The 23477-nt window shown below is 31.3% G+C and carries 25 protein-coding genes; 17 read left to right on the top strand and 8 right to left on the bottom strand.

Features of this window, described 5'->3' with window-relative positions; all coding sequences use genetic code 11:
• Window positions 1-21: 21 nt before the first annotated feature.
• Both lepA and EV01_RS04165 read left to right on the top strand, forming a co-directional pair.
• Entirely contained in the window at window positions 22-1830 is a 1809-nt protein-coding gene (gene lepA / locus EV01_RS04160) for a translation elongation factor 4 (RefSeq protein ID WP_032517547.1), read from the top strand.
• A 169-nt stretch (window positions 1831-1999) separates the two neighbouring features.
• Window positions 2000-2755: an ABC transporter permease gene (locus EV01_RS04165; RefSeq protein ID WP_012007248.1), complete on the top strand. Its 756-nt coding sequence runs from the start codon at window positions 2000-2002 to the stop codon at window positions 2753-2755.
• A 2-nt stretch (window positions 2756-2757) separates the two neighbouring features.
• Here the strand turns inward: EV01_RS04165 and trmH are convergent, their stop codons facing one another.
• On the bottom strand, window positions 2758-3429 hold the full coding sequence (trmH, locus tag EV01_RS04170) for a tRNA (guanosine(18)-2'-O)-methyltransferase TrmH (protein ID WP_032518607.1): 672 nt from the start codon (window positions 3427-3429) through the stop codon (window positions 2758-2760).
• A 96-nt stretch (window positions 3430-3525) separates the two neighbouring features.
• Between trmH and EV01_RS04175 the strand changes: the two genes are divergently transcribed.
• From EV01_RS04175 to EV01_RS04200, 7 genes are all read left to right on the top strand, one after another.
• On the top strand, window positions 3526-3729 hold the full coding sequence (locus tag EV01_RS04175) for a hypothetical protein (RefSeq protein ID WP_032517549.1): 204 nt from the start codon (window positions 3526-3528) through the stop codon (window positions 3727-3729).
• Between the two features lie 177 nt (window positions 3730-3906).
• Window positions 3907-4299 carry a thiol-disulfide oxidoreductase DCC family protein gene (locus EV01_RS04180; RefSeq protein ID WP_032517552.1) on the top strand — a complete coding sequence of 131 codons (393 nt, stop codon included), beginning with the start codon at window positions 3907-3909 and terminating at the stop codon, window positions 4297-4299.
• A 2-nt stretch (window positions 4300-4301) separates the two neighbouring features.
• Window positions 4302-4538: a TIGR03643 family protein gene (locus EV01_RS04185; protein WP_002806923.1), complete on the top strand. Its 237-nt coding sequence runs from the start codon at window positions 4302-4304 to the stop codon at window positions 4536-4538.
• Window positions 4539-4541: 3 nt separating this feature from the next.
• The gene (locus tag EV01_RS09360; protein WP_071813202.1) at window positions 4542-4673 is read left to right on the top strand and encodes a DUF2256 domain-containing protein; all 132 of its coding nucleotides are present in this window, start codon (window positions 4542-4544) and stop codon (window positions 4671-4673) included.
• Window positions 4670-6160, top strand: coding sequence for a cryptochrome/photolyase family protein (locus EV01_RS04190; protein WP_032518606.1), 1491 nt, complete (start codon window positions 4670-4672; stop codon window positions 6158-6160). The genes EV01_RS09360 and EV01_RS04190 overlap by 4 nt, the downstream gene beginning before the upstream one ends.
• A gap of 105 nt (window positions 6161-6265) precedes the next feature.
• A complete protein-coding gene (locus EV01_RS04195; protein WP_025887585.1) occupies window positions 6266-6445 on the top strand; it encodes a hypothetical protein in 180 nt (59 codons plus the stop codon).
• Window positions 6446-6659: 214 nt separating this feature from the next.
• Window positions 6660-7976, top strand: coding sequence for a 16S rRNA (cytosine(967)-C(5))-methyltransferase (locus EV01_RS04200; protein WP_032517554.1), 1317 nt, complete (start codon window positions 6660-6662; stop codon window positions 7974-7976).
• A 9-nt stretch (window positions 7977-7985) separates the two neighbouring features.
• Here the strand turns inward: EV01_RS04200 and EV01_RS04205 are convergent, their stop codons facing one another.
• Genes EV01_RS04205 through petP form a run of 3 tightly spaced genes read right to left on the bottom strand, consistent with a single transcriptional unit; the run spans window position 7986 to window position 10937 of the window.
• Window positions 7986-9755 carry a transglycosylase domain-containing protein gene (locus EV01_RS04205; RefSeq protein WP_032517619.1) on the bottom strand — a complete coding sequence of 590 codons (1770 nt, stop codon included), beginning with the start codon at window positions 9753-9755 and terminating at the stop codon, window positions 7986-7988.
• 1 nt (window position 9756) lies between these two features.
• A complete protein-coding gene (chlG, locus tag EV01_RS04210; protein ID WP_032517555.1) occupies window positions 9757-10704 on the bottom strand; it encodes a chlorophyll synthase ChlG in 948 nt (315 codons plus the stop codon).
• An 8-nt stretch (window positions 10705-10712) separates the two neighbouring features.
• Entirely contained in the window at window positions 10713-10937 is a 225-nt protein-coding gene (gene petP / locus EV01_RS04215) for a cytochrome b6f subunit PetP (protein ID WP_011817940.1), read from the bottom strand.
• A gap of 59 nt (window positions 10938-10996) precedes the next feature.
• Here petP and hisF point away from each other — a divergent pair, with 59 nt between their 5' ends.
• Entirely contained in the window at window positions 10997-11767 is a 771-nt protein-coding gene (gene hisF / locus EV01_RS04220) for an imidazole glycerol phosphate synthase subunit HisF (protein ID WP_032517556.1), read from the top strand.
• Window positions 11768-11811: 44 nt separating this feature from the next.
• The gene (ubiE, locus tag EV01_RS04225) at window positions 11812-12513 is read left to right on the top strand and encodes a bifunctional demethylmenaquinone methyltransferase/2-methoxy-6-polyprenyl-1,4-benzoquinol methylase UbiE (RefSeq protein ID WP_032517557.1); all 702 of its coding nucleotides are present in this window, start codon (window positions 11812-11814) and stop codon (window positions 12511-12513) included.
• 5 nt (window positions 12514-12518) lie between these two features.
• Here the strand turns inward: ubiE and EV01_RS04230 are convergent, their stop codons facing one another.
• Entirely contained in the window at window positions 12519-13004 is a 486-nt protein-coding gene (locus EV01_RS04230; RefSeq protein WP_032517620.1) for a DUF721 domain-containing protein, read from the bottom strand.
• A 75-nt stretch (window positions 13005-13079) separates the two neighbouring features.
• Here EV01_RS04230 and EV01_RS04235 point away from each other — a divergent pair, with 75 nt between their 5' ends.
• Window positions 13080-13829 carry a biotin--[acetyl-CoA-carboxylase] ligase gene (locus tag EV01_RS04235; protein WP_032517558.1) on the top strand — a complete coding sequence of 250 codons (750 nt, stop codon included), beginning with the start codon at window positions 13080-13082 and terminating at the stop codon, window positions 13827-13829.
• Between the two features lie 2 nt (window positions 13830-13831).
• Here EV01_RS04235 and EV01_RS04240 read toward each other — a convergent pair whose 3' ends face one another.
• Complete coding sequence (locus tag EV01_RS04240) at window positions 13832-14518, bottom strand: ABC transporter ATP-binding protein (RefSeq protein WP_032517559.1); 687 nt, start codon at window positions 14516-14518, stop codon at window positions 13832-13834.
• Window positions 14519-14534: 16 nt separating this feature from the next.
• Window positions 14535-16055, bottom strand: coding sequence for an NAD(P)H-quinone oxidoreductase subunit N (locus EV01_RS04245; RefSeq protein ID WP_032517560.1), 1521 nt, complete (start codon window positions 16053-16055; stop codon window positions 14535-14537).
• Between the two features lie 175 nt (window positions 16056-16230).
• On the opposite strand from EV01_RS04245, the gene topA reads away from it, so the two are divergent.
• From topA to EV01_RS04270, 5 genes are read left to right on the top strand one after another with little or no spacing between them, the layout of a single operon-like run.
• Window positions 16231-18837, top strand: a complete 2607-nt coding sequence (gene topA, locus EV01_RS04250; RefSeq protein WP_032518605.1) for a type I DNA topoisomerase — start codon at window positions 16231-16233, stop codon at window positions 18835-18837.
• 7 nt (window positions 18838-18844) lie between these two features.
• Window positions 18845-19429 carry a hypothetical protein gene (locus EV01_RS04255; RefSeq protein ID WP_032517562.1) on the top strand — a complete coding sequence of 195 codons (585 nt, stop codon included), beginning with the start codon at window positions 18845-18847 and terminating at the stop codon, window positions 19427-19429.
• A gap of 16 nt (window positions 19430-19445) precedes the next feature.
• Window positions 19446-20084 (top strand): DUF2232 domain-containing protein, encoded by a 639-nt coding sequence (locus EV01_RS04260; RefSeq protein WP_032517563.1) that lies wholly within the window; start codon window positions 19446-19448, stop codon window positions 20082-20084.
• A 12-nt stretch (window positions 20085-20096) separates the two neighbouring features.
• Complete coding sequence (locus tag EV01_RS04265) at window positions 20097-21254, top strand: nicotinate-nucleotide--dimethylbenzimidazole phosphoribosyltransferase (protein WP_032518604.1); 1158 nt, start codon at window positions 20097-20099, stop codon at window positions 21252-21254.
• Complete coding sequence (locus EV01_RS04270; protein WP_032517566.1) at window positions 21255-22253, top strand: hypothetical protein; 999 nt, start codon at window positions 21255-21257, stop codon at window positions 22251-22253.
• Here EV01_RS04270 and EV01_RS04275 read toward each other — a convergent pair.
• Complete coding sequence (locus EV01_RS04275; protein WP_032517568.1) at window positions 22242-23384, bottom strand: aldo/keto reductase; 1143 nt, start codon at window positions 23382-23384, stop codon at window positions 22242-22244. The two genes, EV01_RS04270 and EV01_RS04275, sit on opposite strands and share 12 nt — an antisense overlap.
• Window positions 23385-23477 lie beyond the last annotated feature (93 nt).

Genomic DNA, 23477 nt, shown 5'->3' with positions numbered 1-23477 from the left:
TAGGAGAATTTTTCTTTCTATATGACTGATATATCGGTTTCAAAAATTAGAAATTTCTGCATAATTGCTCATATTGACCATGGCAAATCTACCCTTGCAGATAGGTTGCTTCAAGATACTGGTACTGTGCAGCAAAGGGATATGCAAGAACAATTTTTGGACAGTATGGATCTTGAGAGAGAGAGAGGAATTACTATCAAGTTACAGGCCGCTAGGATGAAATATAAAGCTGACGATTCCCAAGAATATGTTTTGAACTTAATAGATACTCCAGGACATGTTGATTTTTCTTATGAGGTTAGTAGATCTCTTCAAGCTTGTGAAGGTGCCTTACTTGTTGTTGATGCAAGTCAAGGAGTAGAAGCTCAAACCTTAGCTAATGTTTATCTTGCCTTAGAAAATAATCTTGAGATAATTCCTGTTTTAAATAAAGTCGATTTACCAGGGGCTGATGCTGAAAAAATAAAACAAGAAATAGAAGAAATTATTGGACTTGATACCTCTAATGCAATAAATTGTTCAGCAAAAACTGGAGTTGGTATTAAAGATATATTGGAAGCAATCGTAAAAAGAGTACCTCCTCCTCAAGATGAAATTAAACTCCCTACAAAGGCACTGATTTTTGATTCTTATTATGATCCGTACAGGGGAGTTATTGTTTATTTCAGGGTAATATCTGGGTCTCTAAATAAGAGAGAAAAAATATTATTAATGGCAAGTAAGAAAAATTATGAACTAGATGAGATAGGAATAATGGCGCCTGATCAGCAGCAAGTTGATGAATTACATGCAGGAGAAGTTGGTTATTTAGCTGCCTCTATAAAATCAGTTGCTGATGCGAGAGTGGGAGATACTATTACCCTTTTAAATTCACCTGCCAATGATCCTTTGCCTGGATATAAGACAGCAAATCCTATGGTTTTTTGTGGGTTATTCCCGACTGATGCTGATCAATTCCCAGATTTAAGAGTATCACTTGAAAAATTACAATTATCTGACGCGGCTTTAAAATATGAGCCCGAAACCAGTAGCGCTATGGGCTTCGGATTTAGGTGCGGATTCCTAGGACTTCTTCATATGGAGATTGTTCAAGAAAGATTAGAAAGAGAATATGACTTGGATCTAATCGTAACGGCACCATCAGTTATTTATAAAGTTAATTTAAATCAGCAGGAACATATCTTTATTGATAATCCTTCTACAATTCCTGATCCACAACTTAGAGAATCAATAGAAGAGCCTTACGTGAAAATGGAAATTTATGCTCCTAATGAATTTAATGGAACATTAATGGGTTTATGTCAGGAAAGAAGGGGAGTATTTATAGATATGAAATACATAACAACAGATCGAGTTACCTTGATTTATGAAATTCCATTAGCAGAAGTTGTTACAGATTTCTTTGATCAAATGAAAAGTAGAACTCAAGGTTATGCATCAATGGAATATCATTTGATTGGCTACAGAAAAAATGACCTTGTTAGATTAGATGTTCTAATAAATTCAGAAAGAGCAGATCCATTAACTTCTATTGTTCATAAAGATAAGGCTTATGGAATTGGAAGAAGTTTAGTTGAGAAATTAAAGGAACTTATTCCAAAACAACAATTTAAAATACCTATTCAAGCATCAATCGGAAGCAGGATTATTGCAAGTGAAAGCATAAGTGCTTTGCGAAAAGATGTTTTATCTAAATGCTATGGAGGGGATATTTCTAGGAAAAAGAAACTTTTAAAGAAACAAGCCAAAGGTAAAAAGAGGATGAAGGCAATGGGTAAAGTTGAAGTCCCTCAAGAAGCTTTTATGGCAGTCTTGAAATTAAACCAGTAATTTTTTTTAATTTAAAATTCATAGCTATTTATTTTTAAAAGAATTGGGTATATTTCATTTATATCTTTAAAAAAAGATTTTGGATATTAACTCATTTAATCGTGTCGGCGCAAACATCAGAAAAGCTGGATTTTTAATTGTACTTTTTTATCTTCTTGTTGTTTTAATAATGAAATTTTTAGAGGCCAATAATTTTTTTGGCTATTCATTTTCAATGTTAAGCAATGACATCTTTGCCCCTCCTTCTCTTAATCATTTTTGTGGCACAGATAGATTAGGAAGAGATGTTTGCTTAAGAACTTTGCAAGGATCATCATTAGCTATAGAAGTTGTATTCTTAGCTATTCTTTTTTCATTAAGTTTGGGTTTGCCGTTGGGATTATTAAGTGGATATTTTGGTGGTTTTTTTGATAAATGCTTATCACTAATAATGGATACTATTTTTTCAATACCTGTAATTTTGCTTTCAGTTGTTGTGGCTTTTGTATTGGGTAAGGGTATCCTTAACGCGGCTTTGGCATTGTGTATTGTTTACTCTCCTCAATACTTTAGATTAATCAGAAATCAGACAATATTGGTTAAATCCGAAACTTATGTGGAGGCAGCTCAAGTTGCAGGAGCTGATGTTAAAAAAATTATTTTCAAATATATTCTCCCAAATGTAATAACACCATTGCCTATTCTGCTTACCCTAAATGCTGCAGATGCTGTTTTGGTATTAGGAAGTTTAGGATTTTTAGGCCTTGGCGTTCCTGCAGATGTCCCAGAGTGGGGAAGTGATTTAAATCTGGCTCTTGCCGCTTTACCTACAGGTATCTGGTGGACGGCTTTGTTCCCAGGTTTGGCAATGTTTTTTTTAGTTTTAGGTCTTTCTTTTATAGGAGAGGACCTTGAAGAAATTTTTGATAGTCAAAATTCTGAATAAATTTAGTTATCTGTAATAGGATCAAGTTCTCCTTGATCATTCAACTTTGGATATTCTTTAGCTGATTTTTTATAGATTGCTGCTAATTCTGGGTAACACCATTCAAAAAGTGTTTTTTGATATTCATCCATATTTAACCCTTCTCCATTAGCGGGCAATATACCTTTATTTTTTCTTTGGCGAACAGCTTCAAATAATAATATAGAGGCAGCAACTGAAACATTCAGAGATTGAACCATACCTCTCATAGGTATAAAGATTGATTGATCAACCATTGATATAATTTCATTACTTAGTCCCCATTTTTCTGCTCCTAAAACAAAACATGTATTTTGAGAATAATCAAAATTTCTATAATCTACTGATTCACTATTAAGAGTCGTTCCATATAATTTAAAACCCTTATTCTTTAAATCAGATATTGCCGTGATAATGTTTTCATGATTATTCAGTTTTACCCATTTTTGGCTTCCTTGAGCAGTACTATTAAAAGTCTTAACGGCATTAGTTTTGCTAATAAAATTTGCTTCGAAAACTCCTGCCGCATCACATGACCTTAATATCGCAGATAAATTATGTGGTTTATTGACATCCTCAACTAAAACAGTCAAGTTTTTCATTCTGCAATCTAAAACACTTTTGATTCGTTCAAATCTTCTTGGCAAAATTGACATTTATAATTTTTTCACACTTTTAAATTATATTCAAAAAATATTGATTACCTATTAGATCTCTTGGTTTATAATGTTTTGGTAGTTTAAATTAACTTAATGGCATACATAGAATGGGACTATACAATAATAACAAGTATGGTAGAAAAGCAAGGGTGGGATTTACCTGATCGTGAATCGGAGGAATGGAATAAATTTAACGATGAATTAGGAGAAAAAATGAGGGGTGTTGGACTTATTTTTGAAAAATATTGTAAATTTACTCCTGATGTAGGAGAAGGAGTTCATCTTCTAGATGACTGATCATAAATAGTTTTAAACCATTGATGTATCCCTTAATCAATGGCTTATTAATTAATAAGATAATATAATTTCACTAAATTAGAACTGGCAATTATTAAGGCTTTATAAAGCTTGTACCCTAAAAAAAATTTTTTATTCCACAAAAAAGTTATTTAATATCTATATTTGAATAAAAATATGAAAAATAAATTAATCTTTTTATTCGATGGTGGTTGCCCACTTTGTTTGAGAGAAACAAATTTTCTTAAAAAAAGAGATACCTTAAATCGAATTGCATTTATAGATATTAATACTAAGGATTATGATCAAAGTCTTTTTAATGACATCTCATATTCAGAAGCCATGTCAAACCTGCATGGGATTATTGAAAATGGAGAAATTATTAGGGGACTAGATGTACTTGCGTATTCTTATGAATTAGTTGGTTTAGGTTGGGTTTATTATCCCTTGAAGATTAAGATCTTATCTCCATTATTGAGATTGGTTTACAGATATTGGGCAAAATATAGACTTCAAATTACAGGTAGATCCGATATTGAAAAACTTTGTACCTCACAATGTGAACAATAAATATGGAAAGTATCGATATAGACAGAATAATAGAAATGTGTTGGGAAGATAGAACACCCTTTGAAGCTATCGAGTATCAATTTGGTTTAAAAGAGGAAGATGCGATAAAAATTATGCGTCAAAATCTAAAACCCAAATCTTTCAAAGTCTGGAGAAAGAGAGTTTCGGGAAGAAATACAAAACATATGGCCCTTAAAGATTCAACTAGATTTAAATCTACTCATAAAAGAAAATTATAAATTTTGAAAAATCTTTCTACTAAAACTTGTCCTGTTTGCAATAGGCCGTTTGAGTGGCGTAAAAAATGGAAAAACTGCTGGGATGATGTTATCTACTGTTCAAAAAGATGCAGTAACAGGAAGTCGCAAAGATGAAACAAGTATCAATTATTTTCCCGAATCAACTTTTTAGAGAAAGCCCAATCTTAAAAATAAATTGTGAAGTTTTGATTTTGGAAGACTCATTATTTTTTGGAAATGATAAATTTCATAAATTAATTAACCATAAAAATAAGTTAGTTTTTCATAAAGCATCTATGCTCGCTTATAAAAATTATTTAGAAATATCTGGCTTCAAAGTTTTATATATCGAAAACAAGAATAATGTTTCTACAGTTGATTTCTTATCGGAATTTATTAAAAATAAATATCAGAAAATAAATCTCATTGAACCTCATGATTTTTTAATAATGAAGAGGATTAATAATTTTGTTAAGAGTAATAATTTAGCTTTAAATATTTTGCCATCTCCTATGTTTATGAGCAGTGAAGATTTAAAAGATTTATTTGCATCAAATGCAAAAAAACCACTCATGGGGAGATTTTATGAGAATCAAAGAAAGAGCCAAAAGATATTAGTTAATCCTGATGATACTCCTGAAGGTGGCAAATGGAGTTTCGATGAAATGAACAGAAAAAAATTACCAAAAAAAATAAATATACCCTATACACCTAAATTACAAAAAAATAAATTTGTAGTTAATGCAGAAAGGTCATTAGCCAATTTTGATATTGAGTTTATTGGAGAAAGTAATAACTTTTTATATCCAACTAATTTTGAAGAGGCAGATGAATGGTTAAATGATTTTTTTAAACATAGATTTTTCTTATTTGGAGATTATGAGGATGCTATTTCTAAAGAAAACTCTTTTTTATGGCATAGTTTACTTTCTCCTCTTTTAAATAGCGGCTTATTAACCCCAGACGTAGTAGTAAATAAAGCATTACTTTTTGCAAAAAATAATAATGTTCCCATTAACTCTTTAGAGGGTTTTATTCGTCAAATTATTGGATGGAGAGAATTTATTTGCCTCGTCTATAAAAAGTACGGAACAAAGATGCGAAATAGTAATTTTTGGAATTTTGAAGACAAGCCAATTCCAAAATCTTTTTATCAAGGAAATACAGGAATTGAACCAGTAGACGTTGTTATAAAAAATATTATTAAATATGGTTATTGTCATCATATTGAGCGGCTAATGATTATTGGTAACTTCATGCTTCTATGTAGAATTCACCCTAACCAAGTTTATAAGTGGTTTATGGAAATGTTTATTGATTCCTATGATTGGGTTATGGTCCCAAATGTTTACGGAATGAGTCAGTTTAGTGATGGTGGTATCTTTTCAACAAAGCCATATATATCCAGCTCTAATTATGTAAAAAAAATGTCTAATTTTAAAAGTGGCCCATGGTGTGAAATATGGGATGGGTTATTTTGGAAATTTATTAAAGATAATGAAAGCTTTTTTAGAAAGCAATATCGTCTGGCAATGTTAACGAGAAATCTCGATAAAATGTCAGAGGAAAAATTAAATAATCACTTAAAAACGGCCGATAAATTTTTAAGAGATATTCAATAAATTAAGAGTAATAACCTACAGTTGTCTTTGAAAAATTAAAAGAATATTATGTTACGAAGAAATATTAAGTACGGATGTTAGTTTAGGTAAAATTGGATTTATCTAATGGAAATTGGAACACTTTTTTTAAAAAGTAATTCGACGGGAATTATCACTTTTTCTGAATTAGATTGGATAACTACCCATCAATCAAATTTCACTAGGTTGGAGGAATCCATAGCTATTAAATTAGGCAGAATGCTTGATGCAGGATCTATCAATATTGGTTGCCGTTTGAAATCCTGAATAAGTTTTTATTTTAATAATGAAGTATCAAAAAGAGAATAAAACATTTTTTCGGGAAAGAATCCATTCTTTAAATATCTTTCTTTTTTTAGGATTTAATCTTTCACTTATCTCTATCTTAGGTTTTATCTGGTTGAATTCTGCAATTGAAAAAGTAGTTTAAATTTTTGAATTTTTTGTATATTAAAGTTATCTTGTAAAAATTAATTAAATTTTGAACATAGGATATTTACAAAGAAAGGCAGCTTGGGAAATTTTATTAAAAGTTAGTTCTGGTGATTTTTCTGATCATGCTCTTGAAAAGGTTTTAAAAAATTATCAATTTAATCCTCTTGATATAGCTTTTATTACGGAATTATCTTTTGGATGCATAAGGTATAGAAAATTTCTTGATCTGTGGACGGATCATACATCAAAAATTACTCATAAAAAGCAGCCTCCAAAGTTAAGATGGCTTCTACATATAGGTTTATATCAACTATTGAAAATGGATAAAATCCCATTTCCTGCTGCTATTTCTACCACTGTAGAAGTAGCTAAAAAAACAGATTTAAATGGTTTAGCGGGAACTGTAAATGCGATATTGAGAAATGCATCAAGAAAATTAGAACAAAAAATCTTTCCGGAATTATCTTCTGATAGAAAAGAAAGAATTTCATATCTTGAATCATTTCCATTATGGCTTGTTAAGGATCTTTATAAATGGGTCGGGAATAGTGAAGGTGAAAATATCATTAAGGCATTTAATAAGAAACCATCAATTGATTTGAGAATTAACCAATTAAAAACTAATTCAGATAACTTTTTGAAAGTACTTCATGAAAATAAAATTGATGCTGAAATTATTAATGATTTACATAATGGAATTACTTTAAAATCTAATCCAAGATCCATAAAAAATTTACCAGGATATAGTGATGGACTTTGGACAATTCAAGATAGATCTTCTCAGTGGATAGCACCTCTCTTAAATCCAAAAGAAGGCGAAAAGATTTTAGATGCTTGTGCTGCTCCAGGAAGTAAGTCTACCCACCTTGCAGAATTGACAAATGATAGTGCTGAAATCATTGCCGTAGATAGATCAGCAAAAAGATTGAAAATACTGCAATCAAATTTAGAAAGGTTAAATTTGAAATCTGTTAATACCCTTAAGGCTGATGCTACGAGTTTGATTGAATTAAATCCTAAGTTTATATCTTATTTTGATAAGATTTTATTAGATGCTCCATGTTCAGGCATTGGAACTCTTTCCAGGAATCCAGATTCTAGATGGTCTTTAAGTAAAGAAAAAATAAAATCTTTAACTTTAATACAGGAAAAACTTTTGGAAAGTATTTTCCCTCTTTTGAAAAAAGATGGCACTTTAGTTTATTCAACTTGTACTATTTGTCCTGATGAAAATAATCTATTAATTGAGCGATTTATTGAAAAAAACAAAACTTTAAAATTGGTCAGCCAAAAGCAAATTTTACCTAGCTTGGATTATCCTGGTGATGGATTTTATTCTGCAATAATTTCTTATAAATCTTAAAAATATAATTTATTTTTTAATTGGAATTTTATAAATTTCAGATATGTACTTCTTCCATAAATAAGCTGCATTCCCACTAGATAATTCAGATTCCTTGTTATCGTCGTAACCTATCCAGATCCCTGTTGTAAGGTTGTCAATGGAACCTATAAACCAGAGATCTTTATTTCCATCAGATGTTCCTGTTTTCCCATAAATTTTCTTTCCTTTTATAGAGGCTGCTTTTGAAGTGCCTTCTTTTACAGATTTTTCAAGAAGTTTATTTATGTTCTTGTTTATTTTTAAATCTAATATTTTCTTGGAAATAGATTTATTTTCCCAAACAGGTTTTGTTTTAAATGATTCTATTTTTTCTATGATTTCAGGGCTTTGAATCTTCCCATTATTGTTTATTGCAGAATATGCATTTGTGATGTTTAAAAGATTATCCCCGTAAGCGCCAATAGCTAATGATGGGAATTCCTCAAACTCTTGCTCGAAACCTAGTCCAAATGAATTCGCTAAATTAATAATATTTTTCAAGCCAATTTTTTTTGTTATTGATATTGGAACGATATTTGATGAACTTTTAAATGATTCAATCAAAGATATTGAACCTCTATAGTCTTCTGAAAAATTTTTTGGGCAATAACTTTCCCAGCATATTGGTAAGTCTTCAAATTTATCGCTTAATTTTATTCCTTCTATTAATGCAGCAGCATAAGGGATTATTTTAAAAGTAGAACCTAAAGGTCTTACAGATGAAATCACTCTATTGTATTCATTAATTGATGGATTTTTGCTGGTTATCATTGCCCTGATTAGTCCTGTGTTTGATTCGATAGATAACAGACCAAATTCAAGTTCTTTAGGCCCTGCGTAACTTGATATTTTTTGACCTTTTTCTTGCCAATCTTTGTTGATAGAGGATTTAATTCTTAAAAACTTATAATCATTTTTACTTCCAATTTTTTTATTTGTTTCCTGAAGAATAAAGTTTATTAACAATTTATCATCTAAAAAATTATCAACTGTTTGATAATTTAACTTTACTTTTTCTTTAATGGCCTTATTCTTATTTACAAGAGATATATATCCATCAACATACATTGATTCAAGAACTTTATTTCTATTTTTAATAGCTAGTTCTAAATTTTGATAGGGTGAATAAATTGATGGAGCTGGAGCTAATCCTGCAATTAATGCGATCTCTGATAATGTCAATTCTTCTATAAATTTTCCAAAATAAACTTGGGCAGCCTCGTGTACTCCGTATGCTCCTGAACCTAGATAAATATTATTTAAATATAATTTTAAAATTTGATTTTTGTTATATCTAAATTCAAGTATGAGTGATATAAATATTTCTTTGATTTTTCTTTGAAAACTTAAATCATTATTTAGAAAAAGTAATCTAGCAACTTGTTGTGTAATCGTACTTCCTCCCTCTTTAACATAACCACTTCTAATATTTTGAATAAGGGCACGTGAAATACTTTTTAAATCTATTCCATTATGTTTATAAAATCTTTTATCCTCAGAAGAAATAAAAGAATGTTTAAGAAAAAATGGGATTTTATGATAACTATTATCTATTTCAAATTTGCGGCTTAATTTGCTTAATATCTTATTATCAGAGGATGATATTACGTAAGAATATTTGGTTTCCCGAAACTTTTTATTTTTAGAAATATCAAATTTTAAGGTACTAAAAATTAGACTAAAAAAATAAAAAGATATTCCAGAAAAAATTAATATTGGAATTATTAAAACAAAAGATTTGAATTTTACCTTTTGCACCTTAAGCAACTAAAAAACTATGTCCTATCGCTAAAGCTGTAACTAACATTCCAGTTATAAGAAACGGTTGGGCACTTGCTTGATATTTGACATCAAACTTTAGAGGATCTCGTAGTAACCACATATCTTGAAATGTAATTTGTGGAATTATCAATAAAACCAAAATTACAGAGGCTAAATGTTGACCAATAATGACTAATACTACAACCATTGCTAATTGAAAAATATCAATCAGACCTGCACTTATTCTACTTGCATTTTTAATTCCAAATACTACTGGTAGAGAATTCAAGCCTAGCTTTGAGTCTCCTTCAACACTTTTGAAATCATTAATAACAGCAATTCCAAGTCCTGAAAGGCTATAAGCAAGTGTTAGTATCGCCGTCACGATTGTTAATTTCCCAAACAAAGCTTGTCCTGCCCACCAAGGTAAAGCTATATAAGATGCTCCTAATGCATAATTTCCAAGCCAACCATTCTGTTTTAATTTGAGTGGTGGAGCAGAATATATATAACTAACAAAGGAACCTCCTAATGCCAAAAGTAAGACGGAGGGGAAGCTGTGCTTAGCATATAAATCTAATAGAAAAGCAACTATTAAACCCGCTATTAGTAATACCCAGATTTGTATTTTTACATCTTTAATTGAAATTTTCCCAGAAGGAATTGGTCTATTTGGTTCATTAATTGCATCAATTTCTTTATCAAAAAAATCATTTATGGTTTGGGTATAACCAGCCAGAAGCGGTCCACTCATCAACATACATGCTAATGAAGCTAGAACATTACTAAATGTCCATTCAAAATTCCCACTTGCAGCTGCTCCACAAATAACTCCCCATATCAAAGGGATCCACGTTATGGGCTTCATTAACTGTATACGGAGTTTCCATATACTTGATGTTTCAGAGGCACCCTTAATTCCTAATAGTTGTTTTGGATCATTCACTTTATTCTTTAACCTTTCTCAATTTCTTCTGGGAAAAACCAATTTTGCTCACCATTCTGAAATTTTGCGGTGATTCCAATACTTCTGCCGTCTGTCATTTTATAGCCTGTTATTACGGCTTTAGGACTCGAGGATATTTGATCGATTAATTTAGCTGGTAGTCTATCTTTTACTTTGTTAATGTTAATTTTGATTTTACTACCGATTTTGGGTAATAATTTTGTTTCAGCCATAAGAGGTAAAATGGAAGCTATTATGCAAGATTAACAGCATTTGGACAATTTTTACTAAAATGGTAGCTCTTCGTTTAATTCCTTGTTTAGATGTCGCCCATGGCAGAGTAGTTAAAGGTGTAAATTTTGTTAACTTGAGAGACTCAGGCGATCCTGTTGAATTGGCTTGTAGGTATTCTGATGAGGGCGCAGATGAATTAGTATTTTTAGATATTAGAGCTAGTGTAGAAAATAGAAATACGTTAGTTGACCTTGTCTCTAGAACCGCAAAATCAGTAAAAATTCCATTTACAGTAGGTGGAGGAATAGATTCTGTTTCATCAATTAATGATCTTTTAAGAGCTGGAGCGGATAAAGTAAGTTTGAATTCTTCTGCAGTTAGAAATCCAGATCTAATTTCTAAAAGTTCTAGAGAATTTGGTAATCAATGTATCGTGATAGCAATTGATGCTAAAAGAAAAGTTAATAAGACTGATGAATGGGAGGTATATGTAAAAGGAGGGAGAGAAAATACTGGAATTGATGTATTAAGTTGGGCAAAGAAAGTTGAGGAGTTAGGCGCAGGGGAAATTTTGCTTACTTCAATGGATGGTGATGGCACGCAGAATGGATATGATTTACATCTGACTGAATCTGTTGCCAATATTGTTAATATTCCAGTGATTGCTTCTGGAGGAGCAGGTTGTTTAGAAGATATCTATGATGTTTTCAATGAAGGCAGGGCATCTGCCGCACTTCTAGCATCATTACTTCATGATAAGAAACTTTCTTTAAGAGAAATAAAGACTTTCCTCCTCGAAAAAAAACTTCCAATTAGACCATATGGATAAAAAATTTAATTTAATACCAATAAGAAATAAGTTAAAAATTTAAAATGAAATTCACAAAAACTATCGAAGTCAAAAATATATTTAATAAGATTTCCTATAAATATGACTTTTTAAATAATCTATTAAGTTTTGGACTGCACAGATTATGGAAAAGGAAATTAGTTAATTTATTGGCACCTTTAAATGGTGAAGATTGGGCTGATTTATGCTGTGGAACTGGAGATTTAGCATTCTTAATTTCAGAGAGAGTTAGTCCAAGGGGTTCAATTACTGGGATTGACAGTGCAGAGGATATTTTAAAGATTGCAAAGAAAAAATCAGCACTTAAAAAAAATAAATTTATTAAGTGGGAAATTAAAGATGTATTAGAAATTAATGATTATTCAAAAAATTTTGATGGGATTTGTATGTCATATGGACTAAGAAACTTGAAAAACGTTGAAGAAGGAATAAAAAAAGTTTTTTATCTTTTGAACGATAAAGGAAGGGCAGGATTTTTAGATTTTAATCACTCAACAAGAAATTCTTTATCCAATATTTTTCAGAAAATTTATTTGAGATTAGTTGTAGTAACTATTTCGCGGCTTTTTAATTTAGGTTCAGAGTACGCATATATTGAAAAAAGTATTAGTAATTTTCCAAAGAAAAATGAGCTTATAAATATTGCTAAGGAAGTTGGATTTAAAAAAGCTGAATATAGGACTATTTTTGGGGGGCAAATGGGAATACTAATTTTAACTAAATAAAGAATTTATTTTTTTATTTTTCTCCAACAAAAAGAACACTTTCCCCATCTTTTGATTTCGCCCTCAGGAGTAGGGGAATTACAGAGAGTACAAATGCACATATTATTTTGATTGATTCTGCTTGGATGCTTTGCCCAAACTATCTTTGCATTATTAGCTTTGATATTTTTATTTTTAATTTCATAATTTTGTATTATTTTAATTTCATTCAAAGTTATTCCAATTTTTTCGATTCTCTCTTTTAATTTATGCTTGTTGTAGATTAGGGCCTGGCGCCACTGTGGATGATTTACTGCAATAGTAAGTATTTTTTTTTCAATATTTAATGGTTTGCATTCTTGAAATAGTTCCAAACCAATTAATTCCTTCCAGTTTTCGTTGATTTTAGAAAGTTTATCTAAATCTCCCCATGACTTTTTAAAATTATCAAGACAATTTTTTAATGGATGCGGATTCCTTTTCTTCTCTATTGAAAAATACTTTTTTTCCAATTTGTAAAATTTACTTAATAAGACTAAAGTTAATCTAATCTTCAAAAAGATGCTCGTTGTTTTTACAAAGAATTTGTGAAATTTATTGGATCTGCAGCTAAAACAGTTTTTTATTTAAAAAAAATTCAGGGTCAATATCCAAGTTGGAGGCTTCAGTACAAAATAAAATGTAAAAGTACCGAAATTGAGCTAACAAATTTGATCAGAAATTCTCAAATTAAGAGAAACCAGCCAGTAGCGATAATAGCAAGAGAACAGTTATCAGGGTTTGGCCAAAACTCAAAAACTTGGGTTTCCCCAGAAGGTGGGATTTGGTTAAGTGCAGCTTACCCAATATTTTCAAAAGAATTTATAAGTCAAATATTTAATTTGTCTATAGGAATCAAGATATGTGAAATGCTTAGACAGGAGAATATAAATGTTTCTTTGAAATGGCCAAATGATATCTTTTTTGGATCAAAAAAGTTGATTGGATTTTTACCAAGGGTTATTACAAGAGGTAAGGAAATTATTTATGTAAGAATAGGTCTTGGCATGAATATTTTAAATTATACTCCATCAGAGGGGATTTCATTATCAAAAGTACTTCAAACTAAAAATATTAATCAGCATTATTGGACGGCCAAAGTTCTTAAAGCTTTTCATGATTCAATTGAATGTAATAATAAAAAAGAATATGTGATCAAATCTGCAAATAAGTTCCTAACTAAAAGCTTTTTGCCTAATGGTTATTGTCCTCATACATGGAAAATTAAAGATATTGATTCGAATGGAAATTTAAGAATTCAAAATGAAACTCAGCTGAAGGTAATTGGACGGTTCTGAATTTAATTAACTTTTAATTCAACTATTCTTCCATCTTTAAATCTGGCTATTTTTTTTGCGCGATTTGCAACTTCATCTTCGTGCGTAACTAAAACTATAGTTATTCCAGACTCATGCAATTTATCAAAGAGATCTAATACATCTTCAGTGGTTTTTGAATCTAATGCTCCAGTAGGTTCGTCTGCTAACAATATTGCAGGGTTATTGATAATAGCCCTAGCAATAGCCACTCGCTGTTGTTGACCTCCGGATAATTGGTTCGGGCGATTATTCATTCTTTCTGAAAGGCCAACTTTTTCTAATGCATTCTTACCTCGTTCTAATCTTTGATCATGCTCAATACCAGCGTAAATCATCGGCAAAATAACATTTTCAAGTGCAGTTGCATCCGAAAGAAGATGAAATTGTTGAAAAACAAAACCTAATTTTTGGTTACGTATTTCTGCTAGCTCATCATCAGATAGATTTTCAACAGGAATACCATTTAATTTATAAATACCCTCAGATGGTCTATCTAGACATCCAATAATATTCATAGCTGTACTTTTGCCTGAGCCACTAGCTCCCATTACAGCCAAATAATCACCTTTATAAATTTCTAAGTTTATGCTATCTAAAGCATTAACAGTTAGATCCTCTTTGCCATATGTTTTAGATATATTTTCTAAACTTGCGACTTTCTTAGGCATTTATCGAAAAAATCTTCTAGGAAATATTGTTTGCTGTAGCAATAATATCTTGTAAGAAAGGAGTTTCTGAAACTGCTGTGTTGGCTAATTTAAAAAGAGGATTAGAAAGGATACCTCCAAGAGCAGTTACCGCCACGCAAGTATATAGTGCAACCCTCAAGGGAGGCAATCCTACAATTCCCCAATTGATTTCGGGATATGATTTGACTATTTCTGAAGCCTCTTGTGGTTCTTTAACTACCATCATTTTTATCACTGAAATGTAGTAATAAATAGATATAACTGAAGTTACTAATCCAACTATTACTAATAGATATTGATGATTTGCCCAACCTGCAAAGAACAAATAGATCTTTCCAAAAAATCCCAACATTGGAGGTAAACCTCCAAGCGATAGAAGACAAAGGCTTAATCCTAATGTAATAAGGGGATCTTTTTGGTAAAGTCCTGAGTAATCAAGAATTCTGTCAGAACCTGTTCTTAGTGAGAAAAGTATTACACATGAGAATGCTCCCAAATTCATAAATAAATATGCAGCCAAATATAAAACAGCAGCTGATAAACCATCTTGAGTACCAGACACTATTCCAATCATTACAAACCCTGCTTGTCCAATAGAACTGTAAGCAAGCATCCGTTTCATTGAGGTTTGAGCTAGAGCTACAACATTTCCTAGAGCCATGCTCAAGATGGCCAAAATAGTAAATAAAAGTTTCCATTCCTCATCGAACGAAGAGAAAGTAGTGCTTAATATTCTTATCGCAAATGCAAAACCTGCTGTCTTTGAGCCAACAGATAAAAAAGCAACTACAGGTGTAGGTGATCCTTCATACACATCAGGAGTCCATTGATGAAATGGAACTGCAGCGATTTTAAAAGCAACAGTTGATAAGACAAATACGAGAGCTAAAGAAGTAATGAATGAGGGTTTATTTATAATCTCTAAACCAATTGTTGCTAAGTTTGTTGAACCACTTAATCCATAAAGAAAAGAGGAGCCATACAAATAGACTGCAGCAGCTGCTGATCCAACAAGTAAGTATTTTAAAGCTGCTTCTGAACTCCTTGGATCTCTCTTGAGATAACCAGAAAGTAGATAGCTTGCTACCGATAGAGTCTCAAGAGATATAAATACACTAATAAGGTCAGTAGATCCACACAAAAGCATTGCCCCAAGAGTTGCCGAAAGAACTATCGCTGCGAACTCCCCAATAGGACTCCCACTTTGTTCTGTATAACGCCAGCTTATGAGTAAAGAAACTAAAGTTGATAAAGCTATTATTGCTCTAAATGCGATTGCCAAATTATCTGAGTTAAATGAACCAAGAAATGCACTATTTACAGGATTAGTCCATTGCAAGGCTAAACTCAAAAGAGAGCTGCCAATTGATAAATAGCAAATAATGGGTGCCCACTTTGAAGCAGTTTTTTCTCCTGCTAAATCTACAAGAAGAGTCCCAACAATACCTAATAAGATAAAAGCCTCTGGAATAATGGCTTGAGCATTTAAATTAATTGTAAAGATTTCGTTGGGCACTTTATTAAATAGGATTAAATTAGATGATTGATTGTAATGGTCAAAGAGTTAATCTTAACTTGATTATAATTTGTGGGTATGATTTTTGAAATTTTCTGAAGAAATTACTTGAAAAAGTTTCAAATAATCATAATATGCCCTAACCGAGCAAAAAAACCAATTTTTGAAATAAACCTTGGATCACACACTTGTTATTGTTGAAAGTCCCACCAAAGCAAAAACTATAAGAAAGTTTTTGCCTTCTAATTATGAAGTTCTTGCCTCAATGGGACATGTAAGAGATCTTCCAAAAGGGGCGGCTGAAATCCCTGCCGCAGTCAAAAAGGAAAAATGGTCTAGGATAGGAGTTAATACTACTGAAGATTTTGAACCATTATATATAGTCCCAAAAGACAAGAAAAAGGTTGTTAAAGAGCTTAAAGATGCATTGAAAGGTGCTACTCAACTATTGTTGGCGACTGATGAAGATAGAGAAGGAGAGAGTATTAGCTGGCATCTTTTGCAAATACTTAAGCCTAAAATTCCAACTAAGAGAATGGTTTTTCATGAAATCACAAAAAAGGCAATTAATAAAGCTTTAGATCAAACAAGAGAAATTGATATGGAGCTTGTTCAGGCTCAAGAAACCAGAAGAATCTTGGATAGACTTTTTGGATATGAATTATCTCCTTTACTTTGGAAGAAGGTAGCCCCCCGATTATCTGCTGGTCGTGTTCAATCAGTTTCTGTCCGACTACTTGTTAGAAGAGAGAGAGAAAGAAGATCCTTTAAAAAAGCCAGTTACTGGGGGATTAAAGCTTCCCTGATAAAAGATAATGTTAGTTTCGACACTAAATTATTTAGTTTAAACGGTCAAAGAATTTCTAATGGTTCCGATTTCGATGAACAGACCGGCAAATTAAAACAAGGAAATAAATCCTTAATAATTGGAGAAGATAAAGTAAAGGAATTATTGAAAACTTTCTCCTCTGAAAATTGGGTTGTCTCAAAAATCGAAAAAAAACCATCAACTCGTAAGCCAGTTCCTCCTTTTACAACTAGTACATTGCAACAAGAAGCAAACAGGAAGCTTCGTTTGTCTGCAAGAGAAACTATGAGATGTGCACAAGGGCTATATGAGAGAGGCTTCATAACGTACATGAGGACTGATTCAGTTCATCTGTCCGACCAAGCCACAAACGCTGCTAGAGAATGTGTAAGTTCTATGTATGGGAAAGAATATTTATCTAACTCACCAAGACAATTTACTTCTAGTGCAAGAAATGCTCAAGAAGCACACGAAGCTATTAGGCCTGCAGGTGAGGTATTTAAAACACCAAAGGAAACTAATCTAATTGGCAGAGACTTATCTCTTTACGATTTAATTTGGAAAAGAACTGTAGCTAGTCAAATGGCGGAAGCTAGGCTAACAATGATTAATGCTGAAATTAGTGTTGGGGATGGATTATTTAAATCGAGCGGAAAAAGTATCGATTTCGCAGGATTCTTCAGAGCATATGTCGAGGGAAGTGATGACCCAAGTTCATCCATTGAACAACAAGAAATTATTCTCCCAAACTTAACAACTGGAATATGCTTAAAGGTTATTGATAAAGAACCTACTTTTCATGAAACAAAACCACCTGCAAGATATACAGAGGCTGCACTAGTTAAAGTCCTTGAAAAAGAGGGGATTGGAAGACCCTCTACCTATGCCAGCATTATTGGAACAATCGTAGATAGAGGTTATGCGAATATATCTTCAAATACTTTGGCTCCAACTTTTACAGCTTTTGCTGTTACGGCTCTATTAGAAGAACATTTCCCTGATCTAGTTGATACTACTTTTACTGCAAAAATGGAATCTTCGTTGGATGAAATATCCTCAGGTAACCTTGAGTGGCTACCATATCTCGAGACTTTCTATAAAGGTAAAAATGGGTTAGAGGTGAAAGTACAGAAAACAGAGGGTGATATTGATGGTAAAGCTTATAGACAAGTTGATTTCGATGACCTCCCTTGTGTAGTAAGAATAGGCTCTAATGGACCTTGGCTAGAGGGTGTAAAAATTGATGAGTCCGGTAATGAAATTCAGGCAAAAGGTAATCTTCCAATGGATATTACTCCAGGAGATTTAGACAAAAAGAAAGTTGATCAAATTTTAAGTGGTCCATCAGATCTTGGAACTGATCCAAAAACTGGGGAAAAAGTTTTTTTGAGATTTGGACCTTATGGACCTTACGTCCAACTTGGGAATAATGATCAGGATAAAGCTAAACCAAGAAGAGCTTCATTACCTAAAGAGTTGAAAACTGATGATCTAACTTTAGATGAGGCGCTAGAACTTTTAAGCTTGCCAAAATTATTAGGAGTTCATCCTCAAGGTGGTTTTGTTGAGGCTGATAGAGGTAGATTTGGACCTTATATTAAATGGATTAAAAATGAAAATGAGTCTGAAAATAGATCACTAAAAAAAGAGGATAATGTTTTTACAGTTGATCTTAAAAGGGCATTAGAAATTCTTGCGATGCCAAAAATGGGTAGAGGTGGTCAAGAAGTATTGAAAGACTTTGGAAAACCAAAAGAATTTAAAGAGAAAATTCAAATATTAAATGGAAGATATGGGGTCTATTTAAAATGTGGCAAAACAAATGTTTCGATTGCTAAAGATACTGATTTAGAAAAATTTTCGATTGATGATGCTGTAATTCTTTTGGAAGAAAAACTAAAAGATAAAAAAGGATCTATTTCAAAAAAAACAAAAACAATTAATAAAAAAAATTCAAGCAAAAAGAAAAGTTAGAAAAAATATGATTTTTAAAAAAAAAGAATTTTTTTTATTAATTTTTTTAATTTTATTGCAATCATGCTCTGGAGGGAGGATTGGAAATTTTCTTGAAAGTAGTTTTAATGATTTAGAAAAAAGTAAAGAGGAAGATTTACAAAAGAATTTATTAAATAAAAAAATCTTAGTAGAGGAAAACAAAGAAATTGATGACAAAAAAAATAACAAAATTAAAAAGTTAGAAAAGCCAAAAAATGTTTTGAAAAACAAAAAGGATATAAATTTAAAAATAGAAAAGAAAGAAATTGATTACAAAAAAAATAACAAAATTAAAAAAGTAGAAAATTCAAAAAATGTTTTAGAAAATAAAAAGGATATAAATTTAGAAAAAATCCCAAAACAAAAAAATAATAAAATCAAGAATTCTTCCAAAAAGAGAAAAAACGAGCTTCAATCTTACAAAATAATCTTCATTCTCAAAGATGTAGATCCAAAAGATCCTACGGAAGAGTTAAGTTCCATATTGAGTAAATCTGAGGTAAATTTCGAAATAGAAAAGATTGAACGCATATTAGATTCAAAAAATAAAAGTATGAAAAAAATTAACTAAAAATATTCAAAAAAAAATGAAAATAAAAACAAAAACTGAAGCATTAAATATTGTAGAGACCTCATATCTAGCATCTCTTTCTTCTTTATTATGGGTTGCATTATATTATTTGCCAATTGGGGGAGCTTTATTAAGGTTGATTTTACCCCTCCCAATGATCCTGTTGCACTTGAGAAGAGGAACTAAAATTGCATTGGAAGGACTCATAATACAACTTTTACTTTTATTTATAATTATGGGTCCCGTTAGAGGAACTTTATTTTTATTTCCCTATGGGATCCTGGCTTTTTGGCTGGGTTGGTTTTGGCTTAAAGAAAAAAGTTGGAGAATAAGTTTAACTGTAGGAGTTATTATTGGAACTCTTGGTTTCTTCCTAAGAGTAGTAGCATTATCTACCTTGGTGGGTGATAATCTTTGGGTGTTAATTACTAGAGCAAGTTATAGCCTACTAGAAAAGTTAATTGGATTATTCAATTTACCTTTTTCTCCCTCAATTTTTAGTATCCAATTAGGTGCAGTTATATTAATAATTTTTCAAGAAATAGTTTATGTTTTAACTCTACACGTAGTTGCATATTCTCTGTTTCCAAGATTTAAATTAACTATCCCAGATCCTCCAAGATTACTAAATAGCTTGGTAGATTTAAATAATTGAAAAAAAATAAGAATGAATAGTACAGATTTAGGGATAAAGTTTTTTGGTAATGAATCCAATAAAAAAAGACAATTTAATAAGATAGAAATGTTGAGAAAGAATATAAATAACTTTAAAATATTTCTTATAATTGCAGGTACTAATACATCTCAGATTCCAGGTATTTCCGCAGCAGGTATTAATCCAAGATCAAGGCGAGTAACTGCGCTCGCAGATGCTGAATTTTTGCTTAAAGGTGCTTCAAAAGAACATAAATATAAATTGCCACTACTGAATGCAGGAGTAACCCCGGCCCTAATAAGTCATGTTTGTTCGAAGCTTATAAATATTTATCCAGTTATCGTTCCTTTGGGAATCACATCAAAGCCTTATTTTAAGCATTTGGTTGTAGAAAATAGAGATTTAGGCCCATCAAATTGTCTTACTACTGGAAAATCTATGTCCAAAGATAGAGTAATAAATCTATATGAAAAAGGTCTTGCTATAGGAAAATCCTCAAAACAACCCATCTTTATTTCTGAATCTGTACCAGGGGGTACCACAACTGCTCAGGCAGTAATGGAAGCTTTTGGTTTGCCGGTGTCTAATTTGGTAGGGAGTAGTTTATTCAGAGCCCCAAGAGAACTAAGAGGCAAAGTAGTTCAAAAAGGACTTTTCAATGCAAATCTCAAGACTAATCCTGACTCTTTTGATGTTGTCGCGGCGGTAGGTGATCCTTTCCAAGCTTTTTCAATGGGTCTATTAATGGGTGCCAGGTTAGCAAAACAACCTGTCATATTGTCTGGAGGAAGTCAGATGTTAGCGGTAATTTTGCTTGTATTAGAATTTTTAGATGAAAAAAATAAAGATGAATTTATTGAAGATGTTTTTATTGCGACAACTGGGTGGCTTGTGAAAGATAATTCTCTAAATAATTTAGTAAATCTAATTAATAAAAAATATGATGTCAAATTATTAGGTTTAGCCAGTCCTTTAAATTTCAAATCTTCAAAATACAAAGAATTGAGGGATTATGAATTAGGTCATGTAAAAGAAGGTGTAGGTGCTGGTGGAATATCATTGCTTGCTTTCTTAGATGGATTTAAAAATGAAGAAATCGTTTCATTGTGTCAACTAAATCTGGAAATGATGAAGGGCCTAGGTCAAATTTCTTTAGATAAGGATTGTTGAATGTTCTCAAAATTTGCAACCAGAAGAGAATTTTTAAATTGTGGTAAGCTTTCGCTTTTATTTTTCTTAAACTCTTGCAGTAACCTACCTAATAAAGTAAAAATTGCATTGCAAAATTCTTTTTATCCACAATCTTTTAAAGATACGATTCCAAAAGATTGGAAGCAGGAAAAAATTAATTTTGAAAATATTCGGCTACAAAAAAATAGAAACACAATTTCCAGTTCTGACTTTACTTTAATAAATGATGGATGGATTTCTAGTATAGATTTTTCAGAATTTGAAAATATAAATCAATATGCATTGTTCGAAAATTTGGATAAGAGATCGATAGATTTGTTGGGAAGCTTTAATCAAAATCAGAGGAGTAAATTATTTCCTATTGGCGTAGTACCCTATACAATTATCATTAAAAATAATAAAGAATTAATAAATTCAGCAAGAACATCTTGGGATTTTCTTCTTTCTAAAAAATTAACTGGGAAAATTATTTTTCCACAAAGTCCCAGAATAATATTGTCAATTGCTCAAAAAATTAATTCATCTAATTCTTTAAAAAAAATCAAAAGCCAAGCAATGTTATTTGATGATAAAAATATGCTCAATTGGTTGATTAATTCTGATGCTATTGTCGCAATAGTTCCTTATAGTCTTTGTTCAAAATATTTAAAAATAGATCCAAGGCTTTCTTTAGTTTTCCCAAGTCAAGGAGTACCTTTGATGTGGCATTTTCTACTAAGTCGATCAAATCTAAATATTGGAATATTAATTAAATGGATTAAATCTTTAGAAAATAAATCAATAGTAGATAAATTAGTAAGCCAGGGTTGGTATCTTCCATTCAATAGTGATTATTTGCAAAATAAATATAAATCTGAAAATCTCCCCATCTCAGGACCTTCTGAGAAATGTTGGGAAAATAGTTGGTCTTTCCCTGTCTTAACAAATGAACAAAAAATTAATCTTAAAAATATCTGGAATGAGTCCTCATCCCCATAATCTTTTTGTAGGATTTTCAATTAATAAGTTATGAGTTTCCTTTAATAAATTTGGTATATCTAATTTACTAGGACATTTAGGAACACATTCATTACATTCTTGACAAAATGAGGAATTTTTTTCTTCCCACCAATGCCCAGCTTTGCCTATTAAATTGTATCTTTCTTTTGAAAATTCTAATTGGCCATAACCAATAGATATATTTCGTAAACGAAGTATTTCTGGAATAGGCACTTCATTTGGACATGGAAGACAAGATCTACATTGTTCACATTTGGTTGAGTTTAATCTTTCATTTGAAACTTCCTCAATTTTATTCAGGGCGCTTTTTTCAAGTTTTGTAAGCTTCTCGAATGAATTTCTAAGTTTATGCGCAAATTCAAAATCTTTTTTGCTTGTCGCCCCCAAGGATAAAGTTGTAATCCCTTTTGCCAGCAGAAATCGATACGCTAATTCTAATGGATGAAAAGGCTTAGAGGACTCTATCAAAATATCACTTGGAGAATACAATCTACCGCCTTTATCTGCAGGTGATATTGCTAAAACGCCCATACCTTTTTTTAAAGCTTCCTCTGCTAAAGCAATCTTAGATTGATCTAAATAATGTAAATGAAGACTACAAAAAGTAAACACTTCACAGTTAATTGCATCTTTAATTAGGGAATAACTTCCGTGAGAACTAAAACCAACTTGATCAACTAGTTCCTTCTCAAGAATCCAAGATATGAATTTCTTACCCTCTCCAGCAAGAACCCAATCTAGATGTTGTTTTAAGTTAAGTCCGTGAATTGCAAGATTATTAATTTTTTCGCGATTTAAATTTTTAAGAGACTTTTTAAAATTATTTTTTAAAAAGTCAAAATCACCCTTTGGTAAAACTTTGGAAGTAATCACCCAATTTTTTTCTTTTATATTCTCTTCTATTGCTAATTTTTTTATTGAATTTCCAATAAGTGATTCAGCATCACCATAAGAGGGTGCTGTTTCTATATGGTTAATTCCCACATAATATGCATTTTTTATTATGCTATACATTTTTTCGAGACTTTCAGTTGCTCTCATTGTCCCTAAAGTGAATAAGCTCACTTTCGCCCCTATACCAAATGATCTTTTATGTGAATTAATAATCATCTAAATATTATCAATTTCTTTTTATTTACTCTTTAATTTATTTATAGTTGAAAATGGTTTAAAGTAAATATAAAATTTTGCAAAAATATTTTT

The organism is Prochlorococcus marinus str. MIT 9401 (assembly GCF_000760095.1).
In the GTDB taxonomy this organism is placed as follows: domain Bacteria; phylum Cyanobacteriota; class Cyanobacteriia; order PCC-6307; family Cyanobiaceae; genus Prochlorococcus_A; species Prochlorococcus_A marinus_I.
The sequence above is the reverse complement of the archived record's forward strand: the minus strand, read 5'-3'. Positions and strand labels throughout refer to the sequence as shown.